Genomic DNA, 13,510 nt, shown 5'->3' with positions numbered 1-13,510 from the left:
CCGCGCGGCCGGTGGAGGACCGGACGGTAACCGGGGTGCAGCTCAGCCGAAGAAGGTGCCCGCCCGGCGGTGCCCGGAGACACAGAACCGGTTCCCCTCGGTGTCGGCGAGGACCACGTAGGGCAGCTGACCGGGCTCGGGTTCGGCCGGGTAGTGCGGCCAGTCGACCCGGCCCGCACCCAACCCGAGCAGCCGTTCGACCTCGTCGTCGAGGTCCCGGTCTCCCACGTGCAGGTCGAGGTGGATGCGGGGGAACTCCGCCACCGGGCTGTCGCTGACGTCCATGGCGAGCGCCACTCCGGCGGTGCCGGACGGCGGCTCCAGCACGATCCACTCGTCTCCCGGGTAACGGGGCGGGCGTCGGACGTACCCCAGGGCAGCGGCCCAGAACCGGCCGGCACGGCGGTCATCGGCCACCCCCAACGACACCTGTTCGATCATCGGCATCGACCCAGGCTAGTCCCGTTGGTCCCCGACGCCGGTCCGAGCGGCCCGTCGGCCCACTCCACCCGCCCCACCTCCGAGTCCCGCCTCTTTCCCGTACCCCGCCCGCTCCCGTACCCCGCCCGTTCCCGCCCCACGGCCCCACGGCCCCACGGCCCCACCGCAAGACCGCAAGACCGTGCTCTATCCACGATGTAGTGGCCTCGAAGCGTTGAGCGCCACCACAACATGGACAACACCGTTGCGTTAACGCCGTGGGCGGCTGGTCAACCCGGGACAGGAAGTGCCAGATCGGGGAGCGGGGTGGGCGCCCTTGGCGATCATGGAGTGGTGGTGCCGACTTTGGGGGTTTTGCGGGCGTTCTGTTACCCACCACAACTCCATGATCGGCGAGGCAGCGCTGGTTGACGAACAGTCGTTCCACCTAACGCAACGGTGTTGACAACAAGGATCGAGCACGATCATGGCTGGCCCGACATCGCCTACCTCCCTGGCGCTGGCTGGTCGGGGATGGGCACCGCCGGGGGCGCCCGCCCGCCCAGGGGCGCCACCGGGATCGGGGGTGCCACGGGGTCGGGGGCGCCACCGGGGTCGGATTCGGGGCCGGAGTGGGGCCGGCGCGGGAGGTGTCTTCCGGGTGTCGTCGGGGTTGGCCCCTTCACAAACCGATGACTTAACGATTACATTGGCGAACATCCATGGGAGCGCTCCCGGCGGTTCCTCAGGTCCTCACCACCACCCGCCTCCGGCGGCACCTACCACCCGTGACGCCACCGTCCCCGCGTCCGGTAGGTGCCGCCGGAGGCATCCCCACCACCGACAGGAGTTCCGCCATGCAGCACCCGAACCGGTCCGGCCGGTCGGGCGGGGGCCGACCTCGGCTCCGCCGCCTGCTCGCCGCCGGTGCCGCCCTGACCAGCGGCCTGGCCCTCGCCGTCAGCACGCTCCCCCTCACCGCCGGGGCCGCGCCCCTCACCGCCGGGACCGCACCGGTCGCCGCCGAGCGGGCCGGCACCGCGGACCGCGCCGACGTCGCCGGCACCGGCATGTTCAACTACCCCGAGGCGTTGCAGAAGTCGCTGCTGTTCTACGAGGCGCAGCAGTCCGGCAAGAAGCCGTCCTGGAACCGGGTCTCCTGGCGGGGCGACTCCGCGCTCACCGACGGCGCCGACGTCGGGGTGGACCTCACCGGTGGCTGGTACGACGCCGGTGACCACGTGAAGTTCGGCTTCCCGATGGCGTTCAGCGCCACCATGCTCGCCTGGGGCGCGGTGGAGTACCGCGACGGGTACGTCGCCTCCGGGCAGCTCACCCCGTTGCTGAACAACCTGCGCTTCGTCAACGACTACTTCGTCAAGGCGCACCCCTCGGCGAACGTCCTCTACGGGCAGGTCGGCAAGGGCGACGACGACCACAAGTGGTGGGGTCCGGCCGAGGTGCTGCCGATGGCGCGGCCCGCGTACAAGATCGATGCCAGCTGTGGGGGTGCGGACCTGGCGGGGGAGACGGCGGCGGCGATGGCCGCGTCGTCGATGGTGTTCCGGCCCACCGACGCCGCCTACGCCGACAAGCTGCTGACCCACGCCAAGCAGCTCTACACGTTCGCCGACACGGTGCGGAAGAACTACCACGAGTGCATCACCGACGCGACCAGCTTCTACAAGTCGTGGAGCGGCTACCAGGACGAACTGGTCTGGGGGGCGATCTGGCTGCACCGGGCCACCGGTGACGCCGCCTACCTGGCCAAGGCCGAGAGCGAGTACGACAAGCTCGGCACCGAGCCGCAGTCCACCACCCGGTCCTACAAGTGGACCCTCGCCTGGGACAACAAGCAGTTCGGGGCGTACGTGCTGCTGGCCAACCTGACCGGCAAGCAGAAGTACGTCGACGACGCCAACCGGTGGCTCGACTACTGGACGGTCGGCGTCAACGGCCAGAAGGTGCCCTACTCGCCCGGCGGGATGGCCGTCCTCGACTCCTGGGGCGCGCTGCGGTACGCCGCCAACACCAGCTTCGCCGCGCTTGTCTACAGCGACAAGACCACCGACGCCACCCGCAAGGCCCGGTTCCACGACTTCGCCGTCCGGCAGATCAACTACGCGCTCGGCGACAACCCGCGCAAGTCGAGCTACGTGATCGGGTTCGGTGCCAACGCGCCGAAGAACCCGCACCACCGCACCGCGCACGGTTCCTGGTGGGACAGCCAGACGGTGCCTGTCGAGACCCGGCACGTGCTCTACGGCGCGCTGGTCGGCGGCCCGTCCTCGGCCAACGACGCGTACACCGACAGCCGGTCGGACTACGTGATGAACGAGGTCGCCACCGACTACAACGCCGGTTTCACCTCCGCCCTGGCCCGGCTCTCCCAGGAGTACGGCGGCAGCCCGCTCGCCGACTTCCCGGTCGCGGAGAAGCCGGACATCGCCGAGCTGACCGTGGAGACCACGGTGATGCAGGCCGAGCCCCGGGCCACCGGGCTGAAGGCGGTTGTCTACAACAAGTCGGCGTTCCCGGCGCGGGCGCTGACCAACGGGAAGTTCCGCTACTACTTCCGCCCGGAGGGCAGCACCGCCGTCCAGGTCACCCCCGGCTACACCCAGGGCTGCCCGTCGCCGTCGACCGCCAAGCAGCTCTCCGGCGACATCTGGTACGTCGAGGTGGACTGCACCGGCCACACGATCGCCCCGGCCGGGCAGTCGCAGCACCGGATGGAGGTGCAGTTCAAGATCGGCGTGCCGGAGGGCGGCACCTGGGACCCGACCAACGACCCGTCGTACCAGGCGACCGCCGGTCCGAACCCGAAGGTGCCGCTCTACGCCGGGACCACCCGGGTCTGGGGTGACGAGCCGACCTCGACGCCCACCGACACCACCCCGCCCACCGTCCCCGGCACCCCCGTCGCCTCGGCGGTCACCCCCACCGGCCTGACGCTGACCTGGCCCGCCTCCACCGACACCGGCGGCAGCGGCCTGGCCGGCTACGACGTCGCCATGGAGCCGGTCGGCAGCGACGTGCGCTCCTCCTACCGCACCACCACCAACAGCATCACGCTGACCTCGCTCTCGCCGGCCAGCAACTACCGGTTCTCGGTGCTTGCCCACGACGGTGCCGGCAACAGCTCGTTGTGGTCGTCGCCGCTCGCGGTGGCCACCCCGGCCGGCACCGGTTCGGACACCACCGGTCCGACCCCGCCCGGCACCCCGACCGCGTCGAACATCGGCGCGAACGGGGTCACCCTGAGCTGGACGCCGTCCACCGACAACGTCGGGGTCCTCGCCTACCGGGTCTACAAGACGTCCTGGCCGGCCCATCTCGTCGTCGCCACGGGCACCGGCACCACCCAGCAGGTGACCGGGCTGACGCCGGACACGTCGTACGGGTTCTACGTGGTGGCGGTGGACGCCGCCGGCAACCCGTCGACCCCGTCCAAGACCCTCACCGTGCAGACCCTGCCGGGCACGTCGACGCCGACGCCGACGCCGACCTCCACGCCGACGCCGACCCCCACGCCGACCCTGCCCGCCTCGTCGTGCAAGGTCGGTTACACCACCAGTGACTGGACCAGCGGCTTCACCGCCAGCATCAGCATCACCAACACCGGCACGACCGCGCTCAACGGCTGGACGCTGGCCTTCACCTTCCCCACCAGCGGGCAGAAGGTCGGCCAGGGCTGGTCGGCGACGTTCGCCCAGACCGGTGCGGCGGTGACCGCGACCAGCATGACCTACAACGGGGCGCTCGCCCCGGGCGCGTCCACAAGCATCGGGTTCAACGGCACCCACACCGGCAGCAACCCGAAGCCGACCACCTTCACCCTCAACGGGGCCGCCTGCACGGTCTCCTGACCATCGACGTGACGTGGCCGGCACCCCACCGTGGGTGACCGGCCACGTCGCGTCGGACCGGGTCGGCCAAAAATGTTCCGATACTTTTCCGAAACATCTTTGTTCAGACCGGTGCATGGTGGAAACATCGGCGACATTAGATGTAACAACCGAGACGTCCGGTCGTCCCGCCCGACGGCCCGGGTGTCGGCCAGCAAGGAGACCACGATGGCAACGAGTCCATCCGTTCACCACGGCGGGGGTCGGCGACGGCGATCACCCGCCGTCCGGGCGCTGCTCGCCGGCGCGGTCAGCGTCGTGACGGTGGCAGCCGTCGCGGTGATGATGCCGTCGGCGAACGCCGCCGCGACCACGCTGGGCGCGGCCGCCGCGCAGTCGGGCCGGTACTTCGGCACGGCGATCGCGGCCGGCCGGCTCGGTGACTCGACGTACAGCACGATCGCCGGCCGCGAGTTCAACATGATCACGGCCGAGAACGAGATGAAGCCGGACGCGACGGAGCCGAACCAGAACCAGTTCAACTTCACCTCCGGCGACCAGATCTACAACTGGGCGACCCAGCGGGGCCTGAAGGTCAGGGGTCACACCCTGGCCTGGCACGGCCAGCAGCCCGGCTGGATGCAGCGCATGAGCGGCAGCGCGCTGCGCAGCGCGATGATCAACCACATCAACGGCGTGATGGCCCACTACAAGGGCAAGCTCGCCGCGTGGGACGTGGTGAACGAGGCGTTCGAGGAGGACGGCAGCCGTCGTCAGTCGAACCTCCAGGGCACCGGCAACGACTGGATCGAGGTGGCGTTCCGGACCGCGCGGGCCGCCGACCCATCGGTGAAGCTCTGCTACAACGACTACAACATCGAGAACTGGTCGTACGGCAAGACGCAGGGCGTCTACCGCATGATCCAGGACTTCAAGTCCCGGGGCGTGCCGATCGACTGCGTCGGCCTGCAGACCCACTTCACCGGTGGCAGCTCGCTGCCGAGCAACTTCCAGACCACGCTGTCCAGCTTCGCCGCCCTCGGCGTGGACGTGGCGCTGACCGAGGTCGACGTCACCAACTCCTCGACCACCCAGTACGCCGGGCTGACCCAGGCGTGCCTGAACGTGCCGCGCTGCATCGGCATCACGGTGTGGGGCGTACGCGACAGCGACTCCTGGCGCTCGAACGAGAGCCCACTGCTGTTCGACGGTGGCGGCAACAAGAAGGCCGCGTACAACTCGGTCCTCAACGCGCTCAACGCGGCCCCCCCGACCTCCGGGCCGACCACGGGCCCGCCCACGAGCCCGCCGACGAGCCCGCCCACGAGCCCGCCGCCCTCCGGCGGCGCCGGACGGATCGTCGGCGTGCAGTCGGGCCGGTGTATCGACGTACCGAACTCCACGCAGACCAACGGCACCCGGGTGCAGCTCTACGACTGCAACAGCCAGTCGAACCAGCAGTGGACGTACACCGCCAGCAAGCAGTTGCGGGTCTACGGCACCAAGTGCCTGGACGCGAACGGCGCGGCCACCGCCAACGGCACCGGAATCATCATCTGGGACTGCAACAGCGGGGCGAACCAGCAGTGGAACATCAACTCCAACGGCAGCATCAGCGGTGTGCAGTCCGGCCGCTGCCTGGACGTCTGGGGCACCGGTAACGGCCAGCAGGTCCAGTTGTACGACTGCCACGGGCAGACCAACCAGCAGTGGCGGACCGACTTCGGTGGCAGCACCCCGCCGCCGACCACCACGCCGCCGCCGACCACCACCACGCCGCCGCCGACCACGCCGCCGGCGGGTGGCTGCGCGCTCCCGTCGACCTACCGGTGGTCGTCGACCGGCGCGCTGACCAGCCCGAAGAACGGCTGGGTCTCGCTCAAGGACTTCACCAACGTCGTCTACAACGGCAAGCACCTGGTCTACGGGTCGTACGTCAACGGCAGCGGCCAGTACAGCTCGATGAACTTCAGCACGTTCACCAACTGGTCCGACATGGCCTCGGCCGGCCAGAACGGCATGAGCCAGGGCACCGTGGCGCCCACGCTGCTGTACTTCGCCCCGAAGAACATCTGGGTGCTGGCGTACCAGTGGGGACCGACCTCGTTCAGCTACAAGACGTCGAGCGACCCGACCAACGCCAACGGCTGGTCCTCGGCGCAGACGCTGTCCACCGCCACCCTCCCGGACGCGCCGTACGGCGTGATCGACCAGACCCTCATCGGCGACGACCAGAACATGTACCTCTTCTTCGCCGGGGACAACGGCAAGATCTACCGGTCGAGCATGCCGCTCGGGAACTTCCCGGGCAGCTTCGGCTCGAGCTACACGACGGTCATGACCGACTCGACCAACAACCTGTTCGAGGGCGTCGAGGTCTACAAGGTGCAGGGCCAGAACCAGTACCTGATGATCGTCGAGGCGATCGGGAGCCAGGGGCAACGCTACTTCCGGTCGTTCACGTCCACCAGCCTGGGCGGCTCGTGGACCCCGCAGGCCGCCAGCGAGAGCAACCCCTTCGCCGGCAAGGCCAACAGCGGTGCCACGTGGACCAACGACATCAGCCACGGTGACCTGGTCCGCACCAACCCCGACCAGACCAAGACCGTCGACGCCTGCAACCTGCAGCTGCTCTACCAGGGCAAGGACCCCAACGCGAAGGACGACTACAACCTGCTGCCGTGGCGGCCGGGTGTACTGACCCTCCAGCGCTGAGCGCACATCCGTTCGCGCACAACCGGGGCGTGCCCGGCACCAACGGTGCCGGGCACGCCCGCCCGTTTCAGTCGGCCAGCTCCTCCGCGAGCAGGTCCATCAGCAGCGCGTCGTGCCAGCGCCCGTCCGCGCCACGCTCGTAGCGGCGCATGATGCCCACCGGACGGAACCCCACCTTCGCGTACGCGCGGATGGCCGCCGTGTTCGCCGCCGCCGGGTCGATGGTGAACCGGTGGTGGCCGTACTCGTCGACCAGGTGCCGTACCAGGGTGCGGATCGCGTCCCGCCCAGCCCGGTGCCGCGTACCGCCGGGTCGAGGAAGACGTCCAGGCTGGCGTGGCGGTAGTCCGGTTCGGTCTCGGCGTACCACTGGATCGCCCCGACCAGCCTGCCGGAGTGCTCGATGGCGTAGACAGTCAACGCGTCGTCGGCCAGGTCGGCCCGCACCGATCCGGCCAGGTCGTCGCCGCCGCGCCACCAGCGGCGAACCTCGGGGGTGGCCCGGATCGCGGCGAGGGCGGGCACGTCGCCGTCGGTCACCGGTCGCAGCGTCACCGTCCGCCCGTGCAGCACGCCTCAGCCCCGCCGTTCGCCGTGCTCGACGCAGACCGCCGACCAGCCGGCCGGTACGACCTGCACCTTCATCCGCCGCCGACAGGACGCGCACCAGCGCGGCGGCTCCCACGCCCGGGCCGCCTCGCACGCCGGGTGTGGCCCGGCGGCCACCGACTCGCCGCACCTGTCGCACCAGTGCGCGGCCGATCCGGGCAGGGTCGTAGCGGGGGAGAGTTCGGTCACCGTTGCCTCACAGGGTCGCCGAGAGTGCCTTCACCGGCATCTTCAGGTCTTCCAGCAGCTCCAGGTCGGCCGTCGCCGGTCGACCCAGCGTGGTCAGGTAGTTGCCGACGATCACGGCGTTGATCCCGCCGAGCAGACCGTCACGGGTGCCGAGATCACCGAGGGTGAGTTCGCGGCCGCCCGCGTACCGCAGGATGGTGCGTGGCATGGCCAGCCGGAACGCGGCGATGGCGCGCAGCGCGTCGCGGCCCTCGACCACCGGACGGTCGCCGAGCGGGGTGCCCGGCCGCGGGTTGAGGAAGTTCAGCGGCACCTCGTGCGGGTCGAGCTGGGCGAGCTGCGCGGCGAACTCGGCCCGCTGCTCCACCGTCTCGCCGAGACCGAGGATGCCGCCGCAGCAGACCTCCATGCCGGACTCGCGGACCATCCGCAGGGTCTCCCAGCGCTCCTCCCAGGAGTGCGTGGTGACCACGTTCGGGAAGTACGAGCGGCAGGTCTCCAGGTTGTGGTTGTAGCGGTGCACGCCCATCTCGACCAGGTCGTCGACCTGCTGCTGGCTGAGCATGCCCAGCGACGCGGCGACCTGGATGTCGACGGCCGCCCGGATCGCGGCGACCCCCTCGCGCATCTGCGCCATCAGCCGGTCGTCCGGGCCGCGCACGGCGGCCACGATGCAGAACTCGGTCGCCCCGGTCGCCGCCGTCTGCTTCGCCGCCTCGACAAGCGACGGGATGTCCAGCCAGACCGAGCGGACCGGGGAGGTGAACAGGCCGGACTGCGAGCAGAAGTGGCAGTCCTCCGGGCAGCCCCCGGTCTTCAGCGAGACGATCCCCTCGACCTCGACCTCCGGGCCGCACCACCGCATCCGCACCTCGTGGGCGAGCTGGAGGGCGGCGGGGACGTGCTCGTCGGGCAGGTTCAGCACGGCGAGGACGCCGGCCTGGTCGAGGCCGACGCCGTCGCCCAGAACCTGGGTCCGGGCCTGGTCGAGGATCTCTGGCATGGCTCGTACCCTACAAGGCCGGTGCGGGCCGGGAAACGCCCGCGCCGCGGGGCACCCCACCCCGCCCCCGACCCGACCCGGGGCGGGGGCGGGGTGCCCCGGAACGGCCCTTCGGCCCGCCTGGTCGCCGCCCGGGGGAGCGTCGGTGCGCCGGGCCGACGCCACGCCGGTACTGGGCCGGCGGATGGTAATTTCGCCCGGCGGCGATCGAATGGTGGACGGAGGCGATGACCGGTGGCGGACTGGCTGGCGGCCCTGGACCGCCGCGCCGCACTGCGGGCCAGGGCGGGGCTCACCCGCACCCTGCGCCCCCGCGCCGCCGGTGACCGGGTGGTCGACCTGGCCGGCAACGACTACCTGGGCCTGGCCACCCATCCCGAGGTCGTCGCCGCCGCCGGCCGGGCCCTGTCCGGGTACGGGTTGGGGGCCACCGGCTCCCGCCTGGTACGCGGCTCCACCGACGTCCACCACGCCCTGGAGGACGAGCTGGCCGGCTGGCTCGGCGTCGAACGGGCGCTGGTCTTCTCCTCCGGTTACCTGGCCAACCTCGCCGCCGTCCGGGGCCTGGCCCAGCCGCGTACCCTGCTCGTCTCCGACGCCCACAACCACGCCTCGCTGATCGACGGCTGCCGGATCTCCGGCGCGGAGACGGTGGTCACCGCGCACGCCGACGTCGACGCGGTGGCCGCCGCGCTCGCCGCCGCGCCGGGCCGACCGGCGGTGGTGGTCACCGAGTCGGTCTTCTCCGTCGACGGCGACCTCGCCCCGCTGGCCGCACTGCACGCCGTCGCCCGGCGGCACGGCGCACTGCTGCTCGTCGACGACGCGCACGCGCTCGGCGTCACCGGCCCGGCCGGGGCCGGCGCGGTGGCCGCGGCCGGGCTCGCCGGTGCGCCGGACGTGGTGGTCACCGCGACCCTGTCCAAGGCGCTCGGTGGCGCCGGTGGGGTGGTCGCCGGTCCCGCCGAGTTCGTCCGGCATCTCGTGGAGACCGGGCGTACCTTCATCTTCGACACCGCGCCGCCGCCCGCGGTCGCCGCCGGGGTACGGGCCGCCGTGGCGCTGGCCCGGACCGCCGACGACCTGCGCGCCGAGCTGGCCGACCGGGCCCGTTACGCGGTACGCCGCCTCGGCGCGGCCGGGCTGACCGTGTCCGCCCCCGACGCGGCGGTGGTGTCGGTGACCGCCCCCGGCCCGGAGGCCGCCACCACCTGGGCGGCCGACTGCCGGGACCGGGGTGTCGCCGTCGGCTGCTTCCGCCCACCGTCCACCCCGGACCACCGCTCCCGGCTGCGGCTCACCCTCTCCACCGGGGTGACCCGAACGGCCTTCGAACACGCCCTGGAGACCATCGTGGAGTGCGCCCCGCAGTCGCGAGCCGAGGTCGTGCCGTGAGCGCGAGGAGTGAGCCGGGTTTGCGAGCCCCGCAGTCGCGAGCCGAGGTCGTGCCGTGAGCGCGAGGAGTGAGCCGGGTTTGCGAGCCCCGCAGTCGCGAGCCGAGGTCGTGCCGTGAGCGGGTGGAAGGGTGCGGTGCTGGTCACCGGGACCGACACCGAGGTCGGCAAGACGGTGGTGACGGCGGCGATCACCGCGGCCGCGCAGGCCGCCGGTCTGCGGGTCGCGGTGGTCAAACCGGGCCAGACGGGTACGGCCACCGGTGAGCCCGGCGACGTCGACTCGGTGACCAGGTTGGCCGCCCCGCTGACCGGTCGTACCCTGGCCAGCTACCCGGACCCGCTCGCCCCGCTCGCCGCGGCCCGGGTCGCCGAGCTGGAGCCGTTGGAGCTCTACACCGCCGTCGACGCGATCCGTGCGGAGGTCGACAAGCACGACCTGGTGCTCGTCGAGGGGGCCGGTGGGCTGCTGGTGCCGATGGGATTGCGTCCGTCCGGCGAGGCGTGGACCGTCGCCGACCTGGCGGTGTCGCTGGGCGCGCCGGCGGTGGTGGTGGCCCGCGCCGGGCTCGGCACCCTCAATCACACCGCGCTCACCCTGGAGGCGCTGGAACGTCGGGCCGTGCCCGCCGGGGTGGTGATCGGCGCCTGGCCGGCGGAGCCGCAGCTGGTGCACTGGACGAACCTGACCGAGCTGGTGCCGAACATGCTCGGTGCGCTACCGACCGGCGCCGGGTCGATGGACCCGGGAGTGTTCCGCCGGTCCGCCCCGGGCTGGCTCACCCCTGACCTGCACGGGGTGCTCGACGACTGGCGCACCTGGGCCGAGGACGCCGGCTGAGCGCCTGATCGGGGCGGTCGGGGCACCTGACCTTCGTCGGTGCCCGATCCACCGGCTCGTCGGTAGCCTGACCATCGTGTACGAGGGCGAGCGGACCCGCCGGTGGGCAGCTGACCTGCTGCTGTGGGCCGTGTTCGCGGCCCCGGTGGCGTACCCCCGGCTGACCCCGCCGTACGGGCGGTGGGCCGTACCGCTGCTCGTCGGCGCGTTGGCGCTGCTCGCGGCGGCGGTGCTGGTCGGCCGGCGGTCGCCGGTGGCGGCGGTGCTGCTGGTGCTGGCCGGTTCGCTTGTCGACGGCAACTTCGTGTTCGCCCTGGTCGCGTTCAGCTATCTGGCGGGACGGCGCAGCGCGCGGACGGCCCCGGCGGCGGTGCTGTTCACCGCGGTCGCGGTCGGCGGCACGGTGCTGCACCTGGCGCTGCTCGGCACCGGCATGGCCACCTGGTTCCTGCTCAGTTGCGTGCTGCTCGGCGCCGGGGTGTTCCCCTGGCTGGCCGGGCGGTACCGGCGCCAGCAGCAGGCGCTGGTGCTGGCCGCCGGGGAGCACGCCGAGGCGGTGCGGCGGGAGCAGCGCGGCGTGGCGGAGCGGATCCGGTTGCGGGAACGGGCCCGGATCGCCGAGGAGATGCACGACTCGCTGGGGCACGACCTGAGCCTGATCGCGTTGCGGGCCGCCGCCCTGGAGCTGGCCGCCGGGCTGCCCGACCGGCACCGGGCGGCAGCCGGGGAGTTGCGGGCCAGCGTCGGGGCGGCGACGGAACGGTTGCACGGCATCATCGGGATGCTGCGGGACGGCCCGGCGGGCACCTCGCCGGTGGGGGAGAGCATCGCCGATCTGGTGGCCGTCGCCCACGAGGCCGGGCTGGCGGTACGGCTGGCACCGGGTCCGGCCGGCGGACGGTTGCCGACACTCGTCGCGAACGCGGCGCACCGGGTGGTGCGGGAGGCGCTGACCAACGCCGCCCGGTACGCCCCCGGCGCGTCGGTGACCGTGGCGGTCGCCGAGCGGGCCGGCTGGGCCGAGGTGCGGGTGGTCAACGAGCCGCCACCGGCCGGTGCGCCGGCCGACCCGCCGTCGCACGGTTCCGGGCTGGCGGCACTCTGCGAGCGGCTCCGGCTGCTCGGCGGCACTCTGGACGCCGGTCCGACCGAGGTCGGCGGGTTCGCCGTGACGGCCCGGTTGCCCCTCGTCCCGCCGGTCGTCTCCGGGACGGGCATGGTCCCGGGTCGACCCGGGCCGGTCCTGGCCGACCCGGTTCCGCCGTGGCCGGTGGTGATCCCGCACGACCGGGCGACAGCCGTCGGCGGATCGACCGACATCGGCGGTGCGGTACGGGCCGCCCGGCGGAGCGTACGCCGGAGTCTGCTGGTGGCTCTCGGCACGCCGCCGGCCGTCGCCCTGGCGTTGTCGCTCGTCTACTACCCGGTCGCCACCGCCGGGGCGGTGCTGGACCGACCCGCGTTCGACGGGATGCGGCTCGGCACGGCCCGTGCCGAACTGTCCGGTCTGCCCCGCCGTCAGGTGGAACCGCCTGTCGACCGGGTGACCCCGCCCGGTGGGCGCTGCGAGTACTACACCGACGGCAATTTCCCGCTGGCCCAGCCGAGTTGGCGGCTCTGTTTCGTCGACGGTCGCCTGACCAGTAAGGACCCGATGCCCCGATGACTGTCGATTCGGACCCGGTACGGGTCCTGCTCGCCGACGACGAGGCGATGATCCGGGCGGGGGTGCGGGCCATCCTCGCCACCGATCCGGGCATCGAGGTGGTCGCCGAGGCGGCCGACGGTCGGGCGGCCGTCGAGGCGGCGCGGGCGTACCGGCCCCGGGTGGCGTTGCTGGACATCCGGATGCCCCGACTGGACGGCCTCGGCGCCGCCGCCGAGATCCGTCGACTGGTGCCCACGACGGCCACCGTCATGCTCACCACCTTCGGCGAGGACGAGTACGTGGCCCGGGCGCTCGGCCACGGGGCCAGCGGCTTCCTGCTCAAGGCGGGCGACCCGCGCGAACTGATCACCGGGGTGCACGCCGTCGCCGCCGGTGGGGCGTACCTGTCGCCGCAGGTGGCCCGCCGGGTCATCGAACTCAACGGCGACCGGCTGGCCCGGGTGCCGGCCGCCCGGGACCGGACGGCCAGCCTGACCGACCGGGAGCGTGAGGTGCTCGGCCTGGTCGGGTTGGGGTTGTCCAACGCCGAGATCGCCCGCCGGCTGCACCTCACCGAGGGCACCGTGAAGGGCTACCTGACCAGCATCTTCACCCGCCTGGAAGTGCGCAACCGGGTGCAGGCGGCGATCCTCGCCTACGAGGCGGGCCTGACCGGCTGACCCGCCCCGTCGGCCGGTCCGGGCGCCGTCGGCCGGTCCGGGCGCCGTCGGCCGGTCCGGGCGCCGTCGGCCGGTCCGGGCGCCGTCGGCCGGCCCGGGCGCCGTCGGCCGGTCCGGGCGCCGTCGGCCGGCGCCGCGCCGTTCGGCCCCCGCACGCGCCGTA

The 13,510-nt window shown here is 72.4% G+C and carries 9 protein-coding genes and 1 pseudogene; 6 read left to right on the top strand and 4 right to left on the bottom strand.

Features of this window, described 5'->3' with window-relative positions; translation table 11 throughout:
- Positions 1–42: 42 nt before the first annotated feature.
- Positions 43–447 (bottom strand): VOC family protein, encoded by a 405-nt coding sequence (locus OHQ87_RS16025; protein WP_328338660.1) that lies wholly within the window; start codon positions 445–447, stop codon positions 43–45.
- Positions 448–1,277: 830 nt separating this feature from the next.
- Between OHQ87_RS16025 and OHQ87_RS16020 the strand changes: the two genes are divergently transcribed.
- Together OHQ87_RS16020 and OHQ87_RS16015 are read left to right on the top strand one after the other, a co-directional pair.
- Positions 1,278–4,289, top strand: a complete 3,012-nt coding sequence (locus OHQ87_RS16020; protein WP_328338658.1) for a glycoside hydrolase family 9 protein — start codon at positions 1,278–1,280, stop codon at positions 4,287–4,289.
- Between the two features lie 207 nt (positions 4,290–4,496).
- The gene (locus tag OHQ87_RS16015) at positions 4,497–6,983 is read left to right on the top strand and encodes a non-reducing end alpha-L-arabinofuranosidase family hydrolase (RefSeq protein ID WP_328338656.1); all 2,487 of its coding nucleotides are present in this window, start codon (positions 4,497–4,499) and stop codon (positions 6,981–6,983) included.
- Between the two features lie 67 nt (positions 6,984–7,050).
- Here the strand turns inward: OHQ87_RS16015 and OHQ87_RS16010 are convergent.
- The 3 genes and pseudogenes from OHQ87_RS16010 to bioB all read right to left on the bottom strand — a co-directional run bounded on the left by OHQ87_RS16010 (position 7,051) and on the right by bioB (position 8,784).
- A pseudogene (locus tag OHQ87_RS16010) lies at positions 7,051–7,556 on the bottom strand (GNAT family N-acetyltransferase).
- A gap of 3 nt (positions 7,557–7,559) precedes the next feature.
- Complete coding sequence (gene bsaP, locus OHQ87_RS16005; RefSeq protein WP_328338654.1) at positions 7,560–7,781, bottom strand: biotin synthase auxiliary protein BsaP; 222 nt, start codon at positions 7,779–7,781, stop codon at positions 7,560–7,562.
- Positions 7,782–7,788: 7 nt separating this feature from the next.
- A complete protein-coding gene (gene bioB / locus OHQ87_RS16000; RefSeq protein WP_328338653.1) occupies positions 7,789–8,784 on the bottom strand; it encodes a biotin synthase BioB in 996 nt (331 codons plus the stop codon).
- Positions 8,785–9,018: 234 nt separating this feature from the next.
- On the opposite strand from bioB, the gene OHQ87_RS15995 reads away from it, so the two are divergent.
- The 4 genes from OHQ87_RS15995 (at position 9,019) to OHQ87_RS15980 (ending at position 13,347) form a co-directional block, all read left to right on the top strand.
- Positions 9,019–10,179 (top strand): 8-amino-7-oxononanoate synthase, encoded by a 1,161-nt coding sequence (locus OHQ87_RS15995; RefSeq protein WP_328338652.1) that lies wholly within the window; start codon positions 9,019–9,021, stop codon positions 10,177–10,179.
- A 135-nt stretch (positions 10,180–10,314) separates the two neighbouring features.
- A complete protein-coding gene (gene bioD, locus OHQ87_RS15990; RefSeq protein WP_328348872.1) occupies positions 10,315–11,019 on the top strand; it encodes a dethiobiotin synthase in 705 nt (234 codons plus the stop codon).
- Between the two features lie 76 nt (positions 11,020–11,095).
- Positions 11,096–12,685, top strand: coding sequence for a sensor histidine kinase (locus OHQ87_RS15985; RefSeq protein WP_328338651.1), 1,590 nt, complete (start codon positions 11,096–11,098; stop codon positions 12,683–12,685).
- Positions 12,682–13,347 carry a response regulator transcription factor gene (locus OHQ87_RS15980; RefSeq protein WP_328338650.1) on the top strand — a complete coding sequence of 222 codons (666 nt, stop codon included), beginning with the start codon at positions 12,682–12,684 and terminating at the stop codon, positions 13,345–13,347. The genes OHQ87_RS15985 and OHQ87_RS15980 overlap by 4 nt, the downstream gene beginning before the upstream one ends.
- Positions 13,348–13,510 lie beyond the last annotated feature (163 nt).

The sequence above is a fragment of the Micromonospora sp. NBC_00421 genome (assembly GCF_036017915.1).
Classification (GTDB): domain Bacteria; phylum Actinomycetota; class Actinomycetes; order Mycobacteriales; family Micromonosporaceae; genus Micromonospora.
Note: the sequence above shows the minus strand (reverse complement) of the source record. Positions and strands in the feature narration are given on the sequence as shown.

Excerpts from the sequence above, each read along its gene's own strand:
- bioB (WP_328338653.1), bottom strand. The coding sequence starts at position 8,784 with ATGCCAGAGATCCTCGACCAGGCCCGGACCCAGGTTCTGGGCGACGGC.
- OHQ87_RS16020 (WP_328338658.1), top strand. The coding sequence starts at position 1,278 with ATGCAGCACCCGAACCGGTCCGGCCGGTCGGGCGGGGGCCGACCTCGG.
- OHQ87_RS16025 (WP_328338660.1), bottom strand. The coding sequence starts at position 447 with ATGCCGATGATCGAACAGGTGTCGTTGGGGGTGGCCGATGACCGCCGT.
- OHQ87_RS15980 (WP_328338650.1), top strand. The coding sequence starts at position 12,682 with ATGACTGTCGATTCGGACCCGGTACGGGTCCTGCTCGCCGACGACGAG.
- OHQ87_RS16015 (WP_328338656.1), top strand. The coding sequence starts at position 4,497 with ATGGCAACGAGTCCATCCGTTCACCACGGCGGGGGTCGGCGACGGCGA.